Annotated in this window: 14 protein-coding genes; 13 read left to right on the top strand and 1 reads right to left on the bottom strand. The window is 34.8% G+C overall.

Features of this window, described 5'->3' with window-relative positions; translation table 11 throughout:
• Positions 1 to 258 precede the first annotated feature (258 nt).
• Positions 259 to 1,515, bottom strand: coding sequence for a DUF445 domain-containing protein (locus AB674_RS16370; protein ID WP_047778349.1), 1,257 nt, complete (start codon positions 1,513 to 1,515; stop codon positions 259 to 261).
• Positions 1,516 to 1,716: 201 nt separating this feature from the next.
• Between AB674_RS16370 and AB674_RS16365 the strand changes: the two genes are divergently transcribed.
• The 13 genes from AB674_RS16365 (at position 1,717) to AB674_RS16305 (ending at position 20,470) form a co-directional block, all read left to right on the top strand.
• The gene (locus AB674_RS16365; RefSeq protein WP_047778348.1) at positions 1,717 to 2,391 is read left to right on the top strand and encodes a TetR/AcrR family transcriptional regulator; all 675 of its coding nucleotides are present in this window, start codon (positions 1,717 to 1,719) and stop codon (positions 2,389 to 2,391) included.
• Positions 2,392 to 2,418: 27 nt separating this feature from the next.
• Positions 2,419 to 4,077 (top strand): peptidase domain-containing ABC transporter, encoded by a 1,659-nt coding sequence (locus tag AB674_RS16360; protein WP_047778347.1) that lies wholly within the window; start codon positions 2,419 to 2,421, stop codon positions 4,075 to 4,077.
• 4 nt (positions 4,078 to 4,081) lie between these two features.
• Positions 4,082 to 5,428 carry an HlyD family secretion protein gene (locus tag AB674_RS16355; protein WP_047778346.1) on the top strand — a complete coding sequence of 449 codons (1,347 nt, stop codon included), beginning with the start codon at positions 4,082 to 4,084 and terminating at the stop codon, positions 5,426 to 5,428.
• A complete protein-coding gene (locus AB674_RS16350; RefSeq protein WP_047778345.1) occupies positions 5,428 to 6,816 on the top strand; it encodes a TolC family protein in 1,389 nt (462 codons plus the stop codon). The genes AB674_RS16355 and AB674_RS16350 overlap by 1 nt, the downstream gene beginning before the upstream one ends.
• Positions 6,817 to 6,860: 44 nt before the next feature.
• Positions 6,861 to 7,679, top strand: coding sequence for a type I methionyl aminopeptidase (gene map / locus AB674_RS16345; RefSeq protein WP_047778344.1), 819 nt, complete (start codon positions 6,861 to 6,863; stop codon positions 7,677 to 7,679).
• A 163-nt stretch (positions 7,680 to 7,842) separates the two neighbouring features.
• On the top strand, positions 7,843 to 8,217 hold the full coding sequence (locus tag AB674_RS16340; protein ID WP_047778418.1) for a GxxExxY protein: 375 nt from the start codon (positions 7,843 to 7,845) through the stop codon (positions 8,215 to 8,217).
• Between the two features lie 81 nt (positions 8,218 to 8,298).
• On the top strand, positions 8,299 to 9,072 hold the full coding sequence (locus tag AB674_RS16335; RefSeq protein ID WP_047778417.1) for a class I SAM-dependent methyltransferase: 774 nt from the start codon (positions 8,299 to 8,301) through the stop codon (positions 9,070 to 9,072).
• Between the two features lie 147 nt (positions 9,073 to 9,219).
• Positions 9,220 to 12,126, top strand: coding sequence for a DEAD/DEAH box helicase (locus AB674_RS16330; protein WP_047778343.1), 2,907 nt, complete (start codon positions 9,220 to 9,222; stop codon positions 12,124 to 12,126).
• A gap of 81 nt (positions 12,127 to 12,207) precedes the next feature.
• A complete protein-coding gene (locus tag AB674_RS16325) occupies positions 12,208 to 13,470 on the top strand; it encodes a DUF5103 domain-containing protein (RefSeq protein ID WP_047778342.1) in 1,263 nt (420 codons plus the stop codon).
• Between the two features lie 81 nt (positions 13,471 to 13,551).
• Complete coding sequence (apaG, locus tag AB674_RS16320) at positions 13,552 to 13,938, top strand: Co2+/Mg2+ efflux protein ApaG (RefSeq protein WP_047778341.1); 387 nt, start codon at positions 13,552 to 13,554, stop codon at positions 13,936 to 13,938.
• A 153-nt stretch (positions 13,939 to 14,091) separates the two neighbouring features.
• Complete coding sequence (gene pruA / locus AB674_RS16315) at positions 14,092 to 15,717, top strand: L-glutamate gamma-semialdehyde dehydrogenase (RefSeq protein WP_047778340.1); 1,626 nt, start codon at positions 14,092 to 14,094, stop codon at positions 15,715 to 15,717.
• A 637-nt stretch (positions 15,718 to 16,354) separates the two neighbouring features.
• Positions 16,355 to 17,089: a hypothetical protein gene (locus AB674_RS16310; RefSeq protein ID WP_047778339.1), complete on the top strand. Its 735-nt coding sequence runs from the start codon at positions 16,355 to 16,357 to the stop codon at positions 17,087 to 17,089.
• Between the two features lie 177 nt (positions 17,090 to 17,266).
• A complete protein-coding gene (locus tag AB674_RS16305; protein WP_047778338.1) occupies positions 17,267 to 20,470 on the top strand; it encodes a M4 family metallopeptidase in 3,204 nt (1,067 codons plus the stop codon).
• Positions 20,471 to 20,502: the final 32 nt, after the last annotated feature.

The raw sequence follows: 20,502 nt of genomic DNA, 5'->3' as shown, positions 1-20,502 counted from the left end.
AGTGGTCTTTAAACATAAAAAAAGGAGTAAAAATCTAATGATTTTTTACTCCTTTTTACATTTTATAATGTTCATAAAATCTCGCGAAGTCGCAGAGTCGCAAAGTTAAAAAATCAAAACAAAAACTTAGCGACTCTGCGACTTTGCGAGAAATGTTTTTTTTTTACCCAACAACATTACAGCAAAAACAAAAAAAAGAAACCTTTTCAACACCCCCAGTAAAATGAACTTACATCACTTATATGGTTTAAAAAAAAATCACATAACACTATACTGATACACCCACTCCACAGCGTAAATGACTAAACCGATCAACCCACCAACCAATGTCCCATTGATTCTGATGTACTGAAGATCTTTTCCGATTTCTAATTCCAGTTTTTCTGAAACCTCTTTACCGTCCCAGCTTTTTACCGTCGAGGATATTAAATCTCCGATTACTTTTTTATTATTCAAAAGCACCGTCAGCAAATCATTCTTGATAAAATTATTGATCTTATCAATCATCACTGCATCTTCTTTAAGTCCATTTCCGAAACTCTGAACGAGACTTGCGATATTGTTTTTTATCGATGATTCATTTCCTTTCTCTAAGTCATTTGTGATCGATAGTTTTATCTCGTCCCAAATTCCATTAATATAATCCTGAACTTCTTTTTTTCCTGCAAAATCAAGAATCATCGTATTGATTTTGACTCTCATCTCTTCTGAATTTTTAACCTTATCCAGAAAATCATAAACATATTCGTCTATTTTAATCCTAATGGCACTTCCGGGATGTTTGGCTTCGTTTAAAAAATCCTGTAATCCATTAAAAACCCCTTCCGAAATACTTTTATCCGCCAAACCGAAACTCAGAAAAGGAGTCGATGCTTTTACTTTTTTCCGAATTAAATCTTTATTATTGCTCAATTCTGCGCTCATGAGCGTTAAAAGATTCGTCAGCAATTGGTCTTTTACATTCCCTTTCTGCAAAGGCTCTAAGGCCAGAGCAACCCAATCTCCAAAATTGATTCCGGCTAGTTTTGCTGCAAATTGAACCTGAATAAATCTTTTTATGTCTTCGTCTTTTATCGCCTTTAAAATACCCGGAATTACATTTACCGCTACCAAATCGGCAATTTTAGCTGCATTGGCTTCTTGCGACAACCAGTCGGAAGCTTTTTCCGCAAAATTGAATTCTGCTAACTTGATTTCTAATTTCTCTCGATTCAGGAATTCTTCCGAAACAAAATTGCCCAGATTCTCTCCGATCTCATTTTTTTTGGTTGAAATAATCGCCGTATGCCAAATCGGAATCCCTAGCGGGTGCCGAAACAAAGCCACAACCGCAAACCAATCGGCAATTCCGCCAACCATTGCCGCTTCACTAAAAGCTTGCAACATCGGAATCTTAAAATAAACCGCCACTACAAACAAAAACACTGCCACTCCTAAAAGTGCCAAAGCATTCCTCTTCATGCGTTTCAGCGCCTTTTCTTTTACTCTATTTTCTTGATTTACAACTGACTCCATAACAGCTAAAATGTTTGATACGCTAATTTAAGCTTTTTTATCCAAACTTAATTCAGAGGAATATTCTGTTGTTTTTTACTCTTGCATCAAATTGAAAGTCAACAAACAAAGGCTATGACAGCGATTTAATTGATTAAATAAAAGTTAAAGTTTCATAATTAAAAGTATTACTATTATCTTTGCGTAAAATAATATCGAATTATGAATGCAATATTTTCAAATATAAAAATTCAGGTTAACGAAAAATTATATGTAAAAGATCCGGAAACCTCTGATTTAGGGAAGAAGATTGTGGGAAACAGTATTCTTTTAATTGATCAGATCGGTATCGAGCATTTTACTTTCAAGAAATTGGGAGAACAAATTGGTTCAAATGAAAGTTCGATTTATCGCTACTTTGAAAACAAACACAAACTGGTTGTGTATTTATCGTCCTGGTATTGGGGATGGATGGAATACAAATTGGTTTTTGCCACCAACAACATCACCAATCCAACCGAAAGACTGCACAAAGCAATTACCATTGTAACGGAAAAAATCACAAATAATCCTGTCACTACTCATATTGACGAGGCTATTTTGAACAAAATTATAATTTCAGAATTCACCAAAACCATTTACACCAAAGAGGTTGATGAGGATAACAAAGAAGGTTTCTTTCTAGTTTACAAAAGAGTTATTAATCGAATCATTAGCATCGTGCAGGAAGTAAATCCCAATTATCCTTTTGCCAAAAGTTTAGTTTCAAGCATCGTTGAAGGAAGTCTGCATCAGCATTTTTTAAACGAACATTTAAAGACGATAACAGACTGTAATGAACCAATAACAGTAACTTCCTTTTATCTGGATTTAGTAGACCGAATTCTTTCAAAATAAAAAATAAATCATAATACCAATTTATTTATGACACCCTTAAAAAGATTTTACAACTTACTCGCATTAGACAAAAAAGACATTGTACAAATTTTTTTCTATGCCATTTTCGCAGGACTTATCAGTTTGTCGCTGCCGTTAGGTATTCAAGCCATTATTAACTTTATACAATCGGGTCGCGTTAGTGCTTCGTGGATTGTTTTGATTCTTTTGGTAGTAGTTGGAGTTGCTCTGGTTGGAATTCTGTCTCTTATGCAGCTTAGAATCACCGAAAATTTACAGCAAAAAATATTTGTTCGCTCTTCTTTTGAGTTTGCAACGCGTTTGCCTAAAATAAAATTTGAAGCGCTTTACGCCAACTATCCGCCGGAATTGGCGAATCGCTTTTTTGATACTTTAACCATTCAAAAAGGAACTTCAAAATTATTGATCGATTTCTCGGCTGCTTTATTACAAATTGCTTTCGGGATCATTCTGCTTTCACTGTACCATCCGTTCTTTATCATATTTGGTATCTTACTGTTCTTTTTATTGTTTTTCATCTTTAAATTTTCGTACCGCACGGGTTTAGAGACCAGTTTGAAAGAATCAAAATTCAAATACAAAGTAGCCAGCTGGTTGCAGGAAATTGCGCGTAATAATTTTAGTTTCAGAAATGAATTGAACTATGAATATGCGCTACACAAAAATGACAACTTGGTTAATGATTATCTGACTTACAGAGAAAAGCATTTCAACATTATTAAAAGACAGTTCATACAATTAATCATTTTCAAAATATTAATTACAGCCAGTTTATTAATCATTGGTGGTTATCTGGTATTGTCGCAAGAAATGAATATCGGACAGTTTGTGGCAGCAGAAATTATCATTTTATTGGTAATCACTTCTGTTGAAAAAATTATAATTGGTCTGGAAACTTTCTACGACGTTTTGACTTCTGTTGAGAAAATCGGCCAGGTAACCGATATGGGTCTTGAAGAAGACAGTAGCGGTTCTTACGACAACTGTTATACCAATATCAGTCTTGAAACTGAAAATCTAACCTTTAAATTTCCGGACACTAAACAAAATACGTTGCGCACCATCAGCCTGAAAATTGAACAGGGCGAGCATATTTTTGTCGACGGAAAAAATGGTTCGGGGAAAACGACTTTGATTCGCATACTTTCAGGATTGTTGCAGCCTACTACCGGTTCGTTTTACATTAATGATGATACTTTCAAAAAAATAAATTTAAAACAATACCGCTCTCAGATTGGCAGTATCATTTACGGAGAAACGCTTTTTGAAGGCAGTATTTTAGACAATATTACGTTTAAAGATCCTTCCATTACACAGGAAGATTTAAAATGGGCGATCAATGGCGTACAGCTTACCAATTATATAAAATCGCTTCCGAAAAGTTTAGACACCTTGATTTTTCCGGAAGGAAAGCAATTATCGTCTTCAAATATTCAAAAAATATTACTGGCCAGAAGTATCATCCATAAACCAAAAGTACTTTTCTACGAAGACCCAACGGACACTATGGATGAAAATGTAGCCAACGAAATTATAGATTTCATTACTGCGAAAGAACATTCCTGGACGATCATCGTTTCGTCCAAAAACCCGTATTGGAAAACCAAAAGCAATCGTGTGATTACGATGCAGGACGGTAAAATAGTACAAGATTCTAAAAATTAAAAAGATGCTACATATTTCAGACAACACTAAATCGGATCAGTCTTTAGCGCGTTTCAAAACGATACAGACGCTAACAAATAAAAAGCACTATAAAATTTTGAACAAAATTATAATAGGCATTTCTATTTTGGGCTTTGGGCTTCTTTTTTTACCGTGGACTCAAAACATTTCGGGTACGGGAGCCGTAACCACATTAAAACCAAATCAACGTCCGCAATCGATACAAAGTGTGATTTCGGGAAGAATTGAAAAGTGGTATGTACAGGAAGGTGATTTTGTAAAAAAAGGAGATACCATTTTATACATTTCAGAGATCAAAGAAGATTATATGGACCCGAATTTGGTTAGCAACACCAAAAATCAGGTGGACGCCAAAAAACAAGCTGTGCAATCTTACGAATCTAAAGTAGCAAGTCTAAGCAATCAATTGAGAGCCATTGAATCTGAGAAAAAATTAAAACTGGAACAGGCACAAAATAAAATCAAACAAGCACGCTTAAAAATTAAAAGTGACAGTATTGATTTGATTGCCGTAAACACACAACTCAAAATTGCCAATACGCAATACAACCGTTCTTTGCAATTAAACAAAGAAGGTTTAAAACCAATGACCGATGTCGAGGAAAAACGTTTAAAATTACAAGACGCCGAAGCCAAAATCATCAATCAGGAAAACAAATTATTGAGCAGCAAAAACGATTTCATCAACTCAAAAGTAGAGATCAATCGTATCATTGCGGAATATTCTGAAAAAGTAGCCAAATCTGAAAGTGATCAATTTACCGCCAAAAGCAGTCAATACGATGCATCTGCACAGGTAAACAAACTCGAGAATCAATATGCCAATTATAGTATCCGTAACAATATGTATTATATCAGAGCGGCACAAAGCGGCTACATTAACAGGGCTTTGCAATCGGGAATTGGTGAAACGATAAAAGAAGGAACTGCCATCGCAACCATCATGCCTTCTGCTTATGATATTGCAGTAGAAACCTATGTTAACCCGGTTGATTTGCCTTTAATTCGCAAGGGAGAAAAAGTCAGAGTCTGGTTTGACGGATGGCCAACAATTGTCTTCTCGGGATGGCCAAATGCTTCGTATGGTACTTTTGGTGGTAAGATTGTAGCGGTCGAAAATTTTATCAGCGATAATGGAAAATACAGAATTTTAATTGCACCGGATCCGAACGAACCGAAATGGCCGGCACAATTGAGTATTGGTTCAGGAGCACAAACATTGGCCCTACTAGACACTGTTCCTATGTGGTTTGAAATATGGAGAACCTTAAACGGATTCCCGCCAAATTATTATAAAAAAGACGCAAAACCAACTAAAGAAAAGAAATAATGAAACGACTTTTCTATCTATTATTATTTTTTTCCATTATTACAAATGGACAGGAAACCATCTCAAAAGAGTTGAGTTATAATGAGTTTTTGGGATATGTCAAAAAATACCATCCATTGGTTAAAAATGCACAACTTGAACTTAATAAAGCCCAAGCAGAACTGATGATGGCACGCGGTAGTTTTGATCCGAAAATTGACGTTGACTATTCTAAAAAGCAATTCAAAGACAAAGAATACTACTCGCTTTTAAACAGTAGTTTTAAAATTCCGACCTGGTATGGGGTTGAAATCAAAGCGGGTTTTGACAACAACGAAGGCTATTATCTGAATCCCGAAAACACCACTCCAAATCAAGGTTTGACTTCTTTAGGAATCAGCGTTCCATTGGGGCAAGGTTTGTGGATCAATAAAAGAATGGCGGATTTACGCAAAGCGAAAATGCAAATAGAATTAAGCAAATCTGAGGTAAAACTGGAAGCTATTACGGTTTTGTATGATGCGTCATTAGCATATTTCAACTGGAAAAAAAACTACGAAGAAGTAAAACTATACGAAAGCTACAGCACGAATGCCAAAAAACGAAACAGCGGAATTCAATCTTTGATTCAACAAGGAGACAAACCCGCCATTGATAGTGTTGAGGCCGGAATTGCAGTAAAAAACAGACTTTTGAGCTTAGAAGATTCCAGACTTAAACTGGCCAAAGCAAAACTGGAACTATCCAATTACTTATGGCTGGACAATGCCGTTCCAATGGAAATTTCAGACAGTTTAATTCCGGAAGCACAACTCGAAAACACCATTCAGGAAACTTTGCAAACTAATAATTTAACGACAGACGGTTTTTCGATTGAAAACCATCCGAAAATAAATGCTTTACAACGCAAAATTGACATTTTGAATGTAGAACGAAAATTGAATGCCAACGAACTACTTCCAAAAATAGACGTGGGGTATTCTTATTTGTCACAACCCAAATATTTTAATGATTTTCAAACGGATGATTATAAAATTGGATTGGATTTTTCATTCCCTTTGTTTTTGAGAAAAGAACGCGGAAAATTAAAACTGACTAAATACAAAATTCAGGAAACGGAATATATTTTAGATGTAGAAAAAATGCAGCTTTCGAATAAAATTCAGGCGCAGAACACAGAAATCCTGTCTCTTTCTAAACAGCTAAAATTAATTAAGGACTTGTCAAAAGACAATCAGACCATGTTGCAGTCGGAAGAACGTTTGTTTTCATTTGGGGAAAGTTCTTTGTTTTTAATCAACACTCGCGAGAACAATTTGATCAGCGCACAACTGGCTCAGATCAATTTGGCGAATCGTTTTTACGTTTCTAACTCCGAACTTTTTAAAATTATGGCAAATCCAAATTAGATTATATTAAAAATTGTACTTTTGCGAACTGAAAATCCGAAATTATGATTATTGTAAAATCACGTGAAGAAATCGAATTAATGCGCGAAAGTGCTTTAATCGTATCTAAAACATTAGGAATGATTGCTTCTGAAATTAAAGAAGGAGTTACCACTTTATATCTTGACAAGTTAGCCGAAGAGTTCATTCGTGATCACGGTGCGACACCAAGTTTCTTAGGTTTATATGATTTCCCGAACTCGCTTTGTATGAGTCCGAATGCACAGGTTGTACACGGAATCCCTAATAATACGCCACTGAAAAACGGTGATGTTATTTCTGTAGATTGTGGTGCTTTTAAAAATGGATATCACGGAGATCACGCTTACAGTTTTGAAATTGGAGAAGTGGCTCCCGAGGTTAAAAAACTTCTGAGAATCACCAAAGAATCTCTTTATGTAGGGATCAGAGAATTTAAAGCCGGAAATCGCGTGGAAGATGTTGGAAATGCGATTCAAAAATATACAGAAGCTCATGGTTACGGTGTAGTTCGTGAATTGGTAGGTCATGGTTTAGGGCAAAAAATGCACGAAGAACCGGAAATGCCAAACTACGGAAAACGTGGTCGTGGAAAACTTTTTGTAGAAGGAATGGTCGTTGCCATCGAACCGATGATCAATCTGGGAACACGAAACATCAAACAACTAAAAGACGGCTGGACAATCCTTACTGCCGACGGAAAAGCAAGTGCCCACTTCGAGCACGACGTAGCTTTAATCGACGGCAAACCGGAAATCTTATCTACTTTCGCTTATATCTACAAAGCATTAGGCATTGAGAGTAATGAAGAAGATGAGTTTAGACAGGTGCCTTTAGTGATATAACACGAATTTCACTGAATAAATACTAGTGGTTTGCTTCTATGATGATGTACAAGAATTGTCTTAACACGAATTTCACTGATTTACACAGATTACTGGTTGGTCTAAATTTCACTGAATGAATGAATGAATGAATGAATGAATGAATGAATGAATGAAATGGATTATGAGTGAATTATATTTAAGTGAAGAGTCTTATAAAATTATTGGAATTTGTATGGAAGTCCATAAAATTCTGGGAAAAGGACACAGTGAAAAAGTTTATGGAGATGCTTTGGAATATGAATTTCAGAAAAATGAAATTCCATATAATAGAGAACTGAGATACAGCATTGCTTATAAAGACATCGTATTGCCAAGTTATTATTTTGCAGATTTTGTTGTTTTCGATGAAATTATTTTAGAACTAAAAGCAATTACAACATTATCAACAAGCGAAATTAAACAAACATTAAATTATCTGGCTGCATCAAAAAATAAATTGGGTTTACTGATTAATTTTGGAGAAGACAGCCTTAAATACAAAAGAATAATACTATAACCCATATCAAAGGTTCGTGAAATTTCACCACAACATTAATCCGTGTTAATCAGTGAAATTCGTGTTCAAATTTATTTAACCGTGAAGAAACTTTTTAAACTAGTCCTAAATACTATTCCAAGACCTTTATTAATTCGTTTGAGTTATGTAGCACGTCCGATTTTAGCGCTTTCCTTAAAGGGAAGTAAGTACACTGATCCGATTGATGGGAGAAGTTTCAGGTCGTTTTTGCCTTACGGATATGGCAAACAACGTAACAATGTGCTTTCGCCGAGTACGCTTTCATTAGAGAGACACCGCTTACTTTGGTTGTATTTAAACGATCAGACTGATTTTTTTACAGCACCGAAGAAAGTATTGCATTTTGCTCCGGAACAGGCTTTTTATAAGCGATTCCGCAAGCAAAAAAACCTTGATTACACTACAACTGATTTACTTTCGCCTTTGGCAGATGTAAAGGCAGATATTTGTAATTTACCTTTTAAAGACAACGAATATGATGTGATTTTATGCAATCACGTTTTAGAACATATTCCGGACGATACCAAAGCGATGCAGGAATTATACCGTGTCTTAAAACCGGGCGGAATGGCCATTCTTCAGATTCCTCAGGATTTATCGAGAGCAGTTACTTTTGCCGATGATTCTATTACCGATCAAAAAGAACGTGCTAAAATATTCGGACAATACGATCACGTTCGTGTGTACGGTCGTGATTATTTCGATAAATTAAGAAGTATCGGCTTTATCGTAATCGAAGAAGACTATACAAATAAAATTGCTCCTGAATTGGTGGAAAAATATTGTTTGGCAAAAGGGGAAATTATTCCGCTTTGCTTCAAGCAGGACAACTAGTTTTTTTTAACCATATAAGTGATATAAGTTCATTTTAAAACTATATACTGATTTGAAAACAACCTTTTTATTTTCAAATTAGTATATAGTTTTCTACTTTTTAAATTCACGTAGCTTCCCAAATCAAACCAAACCAAATTCCCAATCTTGGAACTTTCAAAATCATTTCAGTTTTGTTTTGACATCAGTTTTGAAAAAAATCTGAATGCCTATATCCCAACCGCGTATATCGTTGAGAACACCAATGACATTAAATATTTAGACAAAAAAGCCACTACCGGCGTCCTTGAAGGGTTTGGAATTGCCTTTGAAAATCTAAATCCCAATACAAAAAGGATACTGACGATCTGTGATTCTTTAAAGCCTGAATTTATCTTCAAGAAATTTAGCGCCAAAATCAAATCGGCTAAAACAATTGCTGATTTGCAAAAAGATTCCAAAATTGACTTTGCAATTCGGCAACATTTAAAATTAAATTTAGGTTTTTTCTACAATTTGATTGTACAGGAACCCTTTCCGTTGTGTCATAACATAGGGCCCGAAAAAGATTTTTATCGTTCCAGAGTGGCTACCGATGTGCTTTCTTTTGAACCTCAAATTCAATTTGACAAACATGCGGACGGAATCACCTATACCCTGTCTTTAAAAGAAAATCAAACTACATTTCTACCCATGAACAATGAAGTTAGTATTCTTTTAGATGAACCGGGTTGGTTAATTATTGATAAAAAATTAGGGCAATTAAAAGACCTCAACACTAAGAAGCTACAGCCTTTTTTAAAGAAAAAAGCAATTGAAATACCTTCCAAACTAGTGGATGATTATTTTAAAAGCTTTATTCCTGAAATCGCCAAAAAAATAGACATTGAAGCCACCGGTTTTGAAATCGAACATCGCGACACCATTGTTTCCTGTACAATTCAGCCTGTTTATGATTTCTTTAAAAATTGTTATTACCTCAACCTTTATTTTGATTACAACGGATATTCATTTGACGCGGGCAAAACTAAAAAAACACATTCTTTTGTTGATTTCAGCATTGCCAACGAACCTAAAATAATTCAGTTTAAACGAAGTGCTGATGAGAGTATATACACAGACAAATTACTTGAAATTGGTTTACTAAAAATCAAAAACGAATTATTTGGATTGAATTCCAACGCAGAAGTTCCTGATCCCTACAGCAATATACAATTTGTTATTGATCACAAAGAAGAGTTGGAAAGTTTGGGTTTTACAATTCAAAATTTGAGACTGGAAAGCAAAGAAATCTTTACGGAACAGCATGATATTTTGTTTTCGAAAGAGACAAAAGAAGATTGGTTTGACATCAGAATAACAATTACAATTGGAGCTTTTTCAATCAATTTCAGCGAAATTATCCCCAATATAAAAAGCAAAGAAAGACTCTTTTTATTGCCTGACGACAGCTATTTTCTGATTCCTTTAGAATGGCTCAGCAAATACAGTTCACTGGCAAAATTAGCCAAAACAGAAAATGGAAATCTTCTTTTACGCAAAAGTAATTTTGCTGCTTTAAACGCAATTCCCGAAATAAAAAATGACGAAACCCCGGCCTATAAAGCTGAATATGTTTCCTCTGATTTATTAAAAGCCACTTTAAGACCGTATCAAATTGAGGGTGTAAAATGGCTATTAGGTCATTTTAATTCGAATTTAGGGGCTTGTCTGGCCGATGACATGGGACTTGGTAAGACTTTACAAACGCTTGCCGTTCTCGTTGCCGTACAGGAACAGTTAGGCTTTACAACTAAAACCACCAATTTTGATTTGTTTCAAAATGAAACGGTTATCGAGAGAGAACCTTTAAAAGCATTGATTGTTTTGCCTTCCTCTTTGGTTTTTAACTGGTACAATGAGGCCGGAAAGTTTACACCGCATTTTTCGAAAATGCAATATACCGGTAACGACAGAAAATTAGTTGCGAGCAGATTAGAAACTTCTGATTTGATTTTTACCAGTTACAGCATCATTCATCGTGATATTTCAATTTTAGAAAAATACAATTTCCGTTATTTGATTTTGGACGAAAGTCAATACATAAAAAATAAAAATTCTAAGATTTTCAAAGCCATCAATAAAATAAATACGGGGCATAAAATTGCTTTGAGTGGTACGCCAATCGAAAACTCGCTGGACGATTTATGGTCGCAAATGCAATTTATAAATCCGGATATTTTGGGTAGCTATACTTTTTTCGCAGAAAATTTTAAGATTCCGATTGAGAAAAAGCAGGACGAAAATAGTTTGTCGGAATTAAAAAATCTAATTCAGCCGTATATTTTAAGAAGAACCAAAGAGCAGGTTTTAAAAGACTTACCCGAATTATCCGAGCAGATTTATTATTGCAATATGGATCCCGAACAGGAAAAACTGTATGAAAAAGAAAAATCGAAAGCACGCAACTTTTTACTAAAAACAGACGGATCGGGTCCTGATAAAATTAGTATTATCAATACTTTGATGAAATTAAGACAGCTGAGCAATCATCCTAAAATGATCGATCAGGAATCGGAAATTGATTCAGGAAAATATATCGCAGTTACTAATTATCTCGAAAACTTAGTAAAAGGAAAACAAAAGACTATAATTTTCAGTTCGTTTGTTACCAATTTAAATTTTTATACGAGTTGGTGTAAGGAAAACAAAATAGCGTTCTGTGAAATTACAGGCGAAACTCCTGCCCAAAAAAGAGAACAACAGGTAAACCTCTTTCAGGAAAAAGAAACTCCTTTGTTGTTTTTTATCTCACTAAAAGCAGGTGGTGTTGGTCTGAATATAACCAAAGCTTCGTATGTATTGTTCTTAGATCCGTGGTGGAATCCTTTTGCGGAGAAACAAGGTGTGGGAAGAGCACACCGAATTGGACAATTGAACAAAGTAAATGTTATTCGGTTTATTTCTAAAAATACGGTAGAAGAAAAAATAATCAAACTGCAGGAGAACAAAAAACTGTTATCGGATTCTCTTTTAGAAGAAAGTTTTATCAGCGACGAACTCGAAGCTAATCTGGAATTTATTTTGAATTCTTAGCGAATTGTTTTTATAACCAATAAAATAGACTGCTTTTCGTTCTATAAAATTGTTATATTTACAATCTTACAACCTAATAAGATGCCAAAATTTTTATTTCAGTACCTTCTTTTGTTTTTTATTTTTACTTCGGCAACAGCGCAGGAAGTACAAACTGAAGTTGCACCACCTTACAATATAAAAACAGTTGCTTTTGTTCAAAATGGTGCCAATGTTGTTCCAATATTTGAGTTGGGTTCTACCTTTGAATTACAGTTTGATGATTTATTTGGTAATGAAGCCAACTACTATTTTGACATTACACACTGCGATTACAACTGGAAACCGACAGATATCCCTAAAACGGATTACATTACAGGCTTTGATAATCAAAGAATTATGAATTACGCTAATTCTTTCAATACCCTACAGGTTTATTCGCATTATAAACTTCCTTTCCCAAATCAATTTACCAATCAGCTGAGAATCTCAGGTAATTATATCCTGAAAATTCTCAACGAAGACAGAGAAGTTGTTTTTTCGAGAAAATTTATTTTATACGAAGAGCATTCTACCGTAGCAGCTCAGGTAAAGAGAAGCCGAAACCTCAGCAATATCGATTACAAACAGAATCTTGATTTTGCCATACTGTCAAACGATATTGTTTTTCAGACTCCTTTGCAAAATGTAAAAGTACTTTTATTGCAAAATGGGGATTTTAGCACTGCTATTAAAAATATCGTCCCACAGTATACCCTCGGAAACCAACTGGTTTACAAATACGATAAAGAGACGCAATTTTGGGCAGGAAATGAATTTTTGTATTTTGAAAACAAAGACATCCGCGCTGCAAACAACAACGTAGGCAAAGTGGGTTCGAGCGGTGATATTTACAATTCTTATCTGTACACCAATCAAGCACGAGCCAATCAGATTTATACGTTGTATCAGGACGTAAACGGGAACTTTGTCGTAAAAAACATAAACGGCTCAAACAACGAAATTGAAGCTGATTATGCCTGGGTTTATTTTTCGCTCTCCGCCCCTACTTTCAGATCGAATCAGGAAGATATTTATGTAACCGGAATGTTCAACAATTACAGTCTGACTCCCGAATACAAAATGGAGTACAATACAGACAAAGGCGTTTATGAAAAAGCGATCATGATCAAACAGGGTTTTACCAATTTTGAGTATAAAATTGCAGATAGAAAAGGAAATATTAATTATGAAAATGCGATTGACGGAAACTTCTACCAAACCGAAAACGATTACATAATTTTGGTCTATTACAAACAAAGTTCTGATCGTTATGAGAGAGTAATTGGAAAAGGAAATGCTAACTCCATCAATATCACCAATTAAAAACATTGTTAAAGGATTTCAAACAAACGATTTTTTTTGTAAGTTTGCACGTATAACGCACACATATATACTACGTTAGTTATGGTTTCTCAGATTACACGAGGCATAAAAATATCGGTTTTAACTAGTTTTGAAGGAACTTACTTCAAGAACTATAAGATTCACTTTGCCTTTAGTTATGTAATTACAATCGAGAATCACAGTAAAGATTCTGTTCAGTTAACGTCTCGCCATTGGGAAATTTTCGATTCTCTTAATGACATTGAATTTGTTGACGGAGAAGGTGTTATTGGAAAAAAACCTGTTTTAAAACCCGGAGAAAATCACACCTATAGTTCGGGTTGTTTATTATCCTCTCCTTATGGAGCTATGAAAGGTTATTTTAACATGATTAATTTCACAACCACCAAAACATTCAAAGTAATTGTTCCTACTTTCAGAATGTGTGCTCCTTTTGCTTTAAACTAGTTCTAAGTTAAAACTATATTTCTTATAGTTATCTTATTCATAAAATTATCAAATTATTAATTTATCCTTTGTACTTTTGTGCAGCGTTAGATTATTCGTAACAAATCAAATCCTCTAACCATTAAATTGTCTAATTATCTAATTTTAAATAACATGCTAAAAGGATTCTTTCATGTACCAAAAGCGGTAAACGAGCCGGTAAAAGGATACGCACCAAACTCACCAGAAAAAGCAGCTGTTCAGGCAGCTTACACTACAATGTGGAACTCAAAAATTGATGTTCCGTTATATATTGGAAGTGAAGAAATTAAAACTGGAAACACTAAAACAATATCAGCTCCTCACGATCACAAACATATCGTAGGAACGTATCACTTAGCTGAAAAGCAACATATCGAAAAAGCAATTGCTAATGCACTTGAATCAAGAACAGCATGGGCTAACATGGCATGGGAACAACGTGCGGCTATTTTCTTAAAAGCAGCTGAACTTATTGCAGGACCATACAGAGCGCGCATCAATGCAGCTACTATGATTGGTCAGTCTAAAAATATACACCAGGCAGAAATTGATGCTTCTTGTGAATTGATCGACTTTTTACGTTACAACGTAGAATTTATGACACAAATTTACAACGATCAACCAAAATCAGATTCTACAACCTGGAATCGTTTAGAGTACAGACCTCTTGAAGGTTTTGTTTACGCAATTACTCCTTTTAACTTTACTGCTATCGCTGCAAACCTTCCTGCAAGTGCTGCAATGATGGGTAACGTTGTTATCTGGAAACCAAGTGACAGTCAAGTATTCTCTACAAAAATCATTATTGAAGTATTCAAAGAAGCGGGAGTTCCTGATGGCGTTATCAACGTAGTTTTTGGAGATGCTTTAATGATTACTGATACCGTTTTAGCAAGTCGTGATTTTGCAGGAGTTCACTTTACAGGTTCAACTCATGTATTCAAAGACATCTGGGCTAAAATTGGAGCAAACATTCACCACTACAAAACATATCCAAGAATTGTTGGTGAAACAGGTGGTAAAGATTTTATCATTGCACACCCAAGCGCTAATGCAAAACAAGTTAGTACGGGAATTTCTCGTGGTGCTTTCGAATTTCAAGGACAAAAATGTTCTGCAGCTTCAAGAGCCTATATCCCTCAAAGTTTATGGCCAACTGTAAAAGAGCAATTAATCGCTGATGTAAAATCAATGAAAATGGGTTCTCCGGAAGATTTCGGAAACTTTATTACTGCAGTTATCCACGAAGGTTCTTTTGATAAATTGGCGAGTTATATCGACCAGGCTAAAAAAGATGCTGACGCTGAAATCATCGTTGGAGGAAATTATGATAAATCTGTAGGGTACTTTATTGAGCCAACAGTTATTGTAACTACAAATCCAAAATACACTACCATGGAAACCGAATTATTCGGACCGGTAATGACAATTTACGTTTACGAAGATGCTAAATGGGAAGAGACTTTAGAATTGGTTGATACTACTTCTGAGTATGCTTTGACAGGAGCTGTATTTAGCCAGGATCGTTATGCTATTGAAGTAGCAACTACGAAATTGCAAAATGCTGCGGGTAACTTCTACATTAATGATAAACCAACTGGAGCTGTTGTAGGTATGCAACCGTTTGGTGGAGCAAGAGCATCAGGAACAAACGATAAAGCAGGTTCTGCATTAAACTTATTGCGTTGGGCTTCTCCTAGAACAATCAAAGAAACTTTTGTAACTCCGGAAGATTACAAATATCCATTTTTAGGATAATTTGCTCCTTTCGTCTTAGAGCGACACTATTTATAGAAATCCGAATCTTACTTTTAAGATTCGGATTTTTTTTTGCTTCCTATTTTTAAATTGTGAGTAAAAATTAATCCTCCACAATAACAAACTCAATTCTTTTTTCACTTAAAACTTCTTATCTCAAGTAAGTTATTTCCGACATTAAAACAACAGCTATTGTTGACTATTAATTCAAACTTTACAAATATTAATTGATTCTCATATTTACGGTTTTTCTTTTATCCTTTGAAGTAAGATTTATAACCACAACTCGCTTGGGTGTAATTAAAAAGTACTATTATCTAACATATGAAAACATAGATTGGGAATATAATATTGTGAGGGGTTTCAATAATATTCTATTTTTTTCGCATCGTCTACTGTGCTTTATTTAAGCTAAAACATTTTTAGACGATGTAAAACCGCAATCTATTTATCAAAAAACAATTACACCCAACGAGTTACTATAATCTTACAGTGTTTCTTTGAAAATGCGAAAAAATAAATTCTAAAAGACAGCACCTCATCTATTTTGGATTCCTTAATAGAAACAAGGCACATTATAATAATTTATGGCTCAAACAACATTTAGCAATATGAAATTAACTTTACCAAAATAAACATGAAAAATTTAACCAAACCACCAAAAGCAATCAAAAAATCGCATAGCATTGGTCACGCAATTGATTACAAATGGAATGATAAAATCCTATCAACCCTTTTAGACCCAAATGGCGAAAACGATCAACTTGACAAAACATTAAACAAAATTGGTCACAAAGCCTCTTTAGGTCTTACCGCATCATTATTAGAATGGGTGTATTGGCGCTTTAAAGAATACGATAAAATGTCTGATGAAATACACCACCGTATCGAGGCACTATGGTCTTCTATTGAAAATCCTAAAAACACTAAACCGTTAGATTTCGACACTGATCTGAGTTTTCCCGTATCCGGCTTCATAGATGGGCCAATTTGGGTGGCACTAATGAATGTAAGAATGATAGATGTGTTAAGCCGAAAAGGATCTTCTTTAATTCAAAGCGAAGTCATAGGACTGGTTTTAACAGTACGCCATCTTACACCAGAGAAAAAAAAATTTGATAAATGGCTAAAAAAAACACTCTCTAAACTCGCCAACCAATTTCCAAATCAGGATGAACAAATTGAATATTCAGAAGATGTTATTTATGATGCATCCTCAGAACCGGTAATTTGCCGCGAATTTTTCTTTTCGCGATCCTTTAAATACAATCCCGATTCTGCCAAAAAAGCATTAAATAATTTTATTTCGAATATCGACGTTACAAAAAATTCATTTTGCAACGTAAAAAAATCAGTTAACGTATTAAAATGATTTAGCACAACTATACTCTTAAAGTTGCCGGAAAGATAATTTGATTTTCTGAACAGGATACTATTTCGATTATCAATAAAAACAGCAATGATTGCATGAAACTGCTGTCCATTTATTTTTTACTCCGTAAGCATTAAGAATCTAAATTATCATTGCTATTTAACCAAAAAAGGAATAATGAAAAAAAAACAACCCAAAATAATCTGTTTTATCGTCTTTTTATTGTTTTCATCAATATCTGCTCAAGTAACAGACAAACGTGTAAGCAAGAAAGTTTTATCTGAAAGCGGACAACCTAATCTAATTGTTTTTAGCAACAAATCAAGTTATAAAAGCTCCGATTCCGAAAAAGTTTTTGAGGATCAATTGAGTTTGAACAATAACCAATCTTTTCAAAAAATTAAAATCGATTCCGATAAAGAAGGTTTTATTCATGAGAAATTTCAATTATACAATCAGGGAATAAAAGTTGAGTTTGTAAACTACAACCTGCATTCAAAAAAAGGAAAACTGATTTCTATGAATGGTGACTATTATAATCTTGAAAATGTTATAACCAAGCCAACACTTTCAGCTAAAGAAGCTTTTAATAAAGCAATAAACCATATTGGAGCTAAGCAGTATTTATGGGAAACTCCAAATGATGCCAATACAATAGGCTACAAAAAACCTGCAGGAGAATTGGTTTTATTACCTGTTAAAGGAGAGCAAAATAAATCAAAAGACAAAGTTCGTTTGGCCTATAAATTTGATATTTACGCAACAAATCCTCTAAGTCGTGGTGATTTATATATTGATGCTTTAACAGGAGAAGCATTATTTTATAATGCAACTATAAAACATCTTAGCGAAAATAATCCGGAAAAACCAATACACATCAATCCGGAAAATCACAAAGAACCTTTTCGCTATAAAATGGACTATTTGTCTGCTAATGCAGCTACTCGTTATAGCGGCACACAAACAATTCAAACCGCATTACAGGAAGGTTTTTATATTTTAATGGACCAAACTCGAGGCGACGGTATTCAAACCTATGATTGTAAGGGAACAGCAACCTATCCGGAAACAAATTTCACAGATGCTGACAATAATTGGACACAAGCCGAATACAATAACGCTCAAAAAGATAACGGAGCCCTTGATGCGCATTGGGGAGCAGAGATGACCTACGATTACTTTTTAAAAATTCATGAAAGAAATAGTTTTGATAATTTGGGTGCAAAAATCAAAAATTACATCCATTACAGTTTAATTGAAGGCGGATATCCAACAAATGAAAATGCTTTTTGGAACGGAAGTGTTATGACCTACGGTGACGGTAAAGATGCAGGAGGATTTGATATATTAACCTCTTTGGATATTGTTGCTCATGAAATTGGGCATGCCGTGTGTCAAAATACTGCGGGTTTAGTTTATCAATATGAACCCGGAGCAATAAACGAAGGCTTCTCAGATATATGGGCTGCATGTGTTGAATATTACGCAGCGCCTTCAAAATTAATCTGGGAAATAGGTAATGAAGTAAAACCAGGAGGACAAAATGGCATTCGTTCTATGAGTAATCCTAAATTAGAGGAACAACCCGACACCTATGGAGGGACTTATTGGAAAGATACAGAAGGGCATTATCCAAGTAGTTCTAATGATTATTGCGGAGTTCATACCAATTCAGGGGTACTTAATCATTGGTTTTATATTTTATCTGTTGGTAAAAAAGGGACTAATGATATCGGAGATCAATATAATGTTACCGGAATTACCATCGATAAAGCGGCAAAGATTGCCTATCGTTTAGAGAGCATATATCTTTCTCCTATCTCAACTTATGCTGACGCAAGAACCTATGCAATACAATCAGCCATAGATTTGTATGGTGATGCTTCACCGGAGGTTATTGCTACAACCAACGCATTTTATGCTGTGGGAGTTGGAGCAATGTACGGGGCGGCTCCACCACCACAAGCGCCCATAAATTTAATTCCATCCGGAACAACAGCTACAACGGTTTCATTATCCTGGACAGCACCAGCTTTTAGCGAAACGCCTATTGTCCGATACAATATCTATAAAGGAACAATTTTTATAGGTTCATGTACAACAACTACCTATACCGTAACTGGCTTAGATGACAATAGCAATTATAGTTTTCATGTCGTTGCAAAAGGAAATGACGGAAGTACCTCTGCAGCAAGTAATATTGTTGATGTAGCCACAAAAAGTGAGTATTGTGAGTCTGAAGAAATAGCGGGACATAGTAATGACGTAATTGGTAAAGTAGAATTTGGTACCATTAATAATGTTTCAACAGAAACAGTAGGTTATGAAAATTTTCTTCATATTTCCAGCGATGTGAATGCGGGGAAAAAATACACTATTACAATCACACCATCTGATGTTTCCAGATTGCCGGCAGAATTTGGATATGGATATGCCGTTTTTATTGATTATAATCAAGATGGTTCTCTTGATGGATATGAAGAAACTGTCTGGACAAAAGAGCCGACCAGAGACGCAGTAGTAACAGGGCAAATTACCATTCCATCGAAAGTTGCAAAAAATGGTATTACAAGAATGAGAATCGTTATGGAATATGCCGAAGTTCCCGGTGCATGTCGCTTTTTTGATGGAGGACAAGTTGAAGATTATACATTAAACATAATAAACCCAAATCTAATCTATTGCGATTCTGCGGGAAATAACATTGATGAGTCAATCGGTCAGGTTAAATTTGGAACTATTAATAATACATTAGAAAAAAAAGGAGATGCAAATGGGTATGAAGATTTTACGGATCTATCTACCGACGTGGCAATCGGATCCAATTATCCGATTTCAATTACACCTATATGGAAAGATGCGAATATCAGTAATGAAGGGTATTCGGTTTTTATTGACTATAATCATAATGGTTTTTTTAGTGATGTTGGCGAAACAGTTTGGACAAACGCCCCCTCCATTACAACTCCCGTACTTGGTAACATTACCATACCCGCTACAGCAATGCTTGGCCCTACAAGAATGAGAGTTTCGATGAGATACAAAGCTATTCCCGGACCATGTGATTATTTCTATTTTGGGCAAGTTCAAGATTATTCCGTAAATGTTACAGCCACACTGTCAACCCCTAATTTAAATAAAACAGACGAAATTTCTGATTTTGAATTGTATCCAAATCCTGTTGATAATGAATTAAATATTTCGTTACCAGAAAAGGATCCATTTATTTTTAAAATTATAAATGCTTTAGGTCAGCAAGTTGCTACAGGAAACTTATCCAAAGGTTGCTCTATTAATGTTAGCCAATTAAGCTCCGGAATATACACGCTGAAACTAAGCAATGGAAAACAACGAATTGCTAAAAAATTTATTAAAAAATAATCTTTAAAAGAAATACAATGCTATTTTTAAAT

The sequence above is a fragment of the Flavobacterium sp. ABG genome, assembly GCF_001027725.1.
In the GTDB taxonomy this organism is placed as follows: Bacteria; Bacteroidota; Bacteroidia; order Flavobacteriales; family Flavobacteriaceae; genus Flavobacterium; species Flavobacterium cupriresistens.
This window is presented reverse-complemented; position numbering and strand designations above follow the sequence as displayed.

Excerpts from the sequence above, each read along its gene's own strand:
- AB674_RS16370 (WP_047778349.1), bottom strand. The coding sequence starts at position 1,515 with ATGGAGTCAGTTGTAAATCAAGAAAATAGAGTAAAAGAAAAGGCGCTG.
- AB674_RS16365 (WP_047778348.1), top strand. The coding sequence starts at position 1,717 with ATGAATGCAATATTTTCAAATATAAAAATTCAGGTTAACGAAAAATTA.
- AB674_RS16360 (WP_047778347.1), top strand. The coding sequence starts at position 2,419 with ATGACACCCTTAAAAAGATTTTACAACTTACTCGCATTAGACAAAAAA.
- AB674_RS16355 (WP_047778346.1), top strand. The coding sequence starts at position 4,082 with ATGCTACATATTTCAGACAACACTAAATCGGATCAGTCTTTAGCGCGT.
- AB674_RS16350 (WP_047778345.1), top strand. The coding sequence starts at position 5,428 with ATGAAACGACTTTTCTATCTATTATTATTTTTTTCCATTATTACAAAT.
- map (WP_047778344.1), top strand. The coding sequence starts at position 6,861 with ATGATTATTGTAAAATCACGTGAAGAAATCGAATTAATGCGCGAAAGT.
- AB674_RS16340 (WP_047778418.1), top strand. The coding sequence starts at position 7,843 with ATGAGTGAATTATATTTAAGTGAAGAGTCTTATAAAATTATTGGAATT.
- AB674_RS16325 (WP_047778342.1), top strand. The coding sequence starts at position 12,208 with ATGCCAAAATTTTTATTTCAGTACCTTCTTTTGTTTTTTATTTTTACT.
- apaG (WP_047778341.1), top strand. The coding sequence starts at position 13,552 with ATGGTTTCTCAGATTACACGAGGCATAAAAATATCGGTTTTAACTAGT.
- pruA (WP_047778340.1), top strand. The coding sequence starts at position 14,092 with ATGCTAAAAGGATTCTTTCATGTACCAAAAGCGGTAAACGAGCCGGTA.
- AB674_RS16310 (WP_047778339.1), top strand. The coding sequence starts at position 16,355 with ATGAAAAATTTAACCAAACCACCAAAAGCAATCAAAAAATCGCATAGC.
- AB674_RS16305 (WP_047778338.1), top strand. The coding sequence starts at position 17,267 with ATGAAAAAAAAACAACCCAAAATAATCTGTTTTATCGTCTTTTTATTG.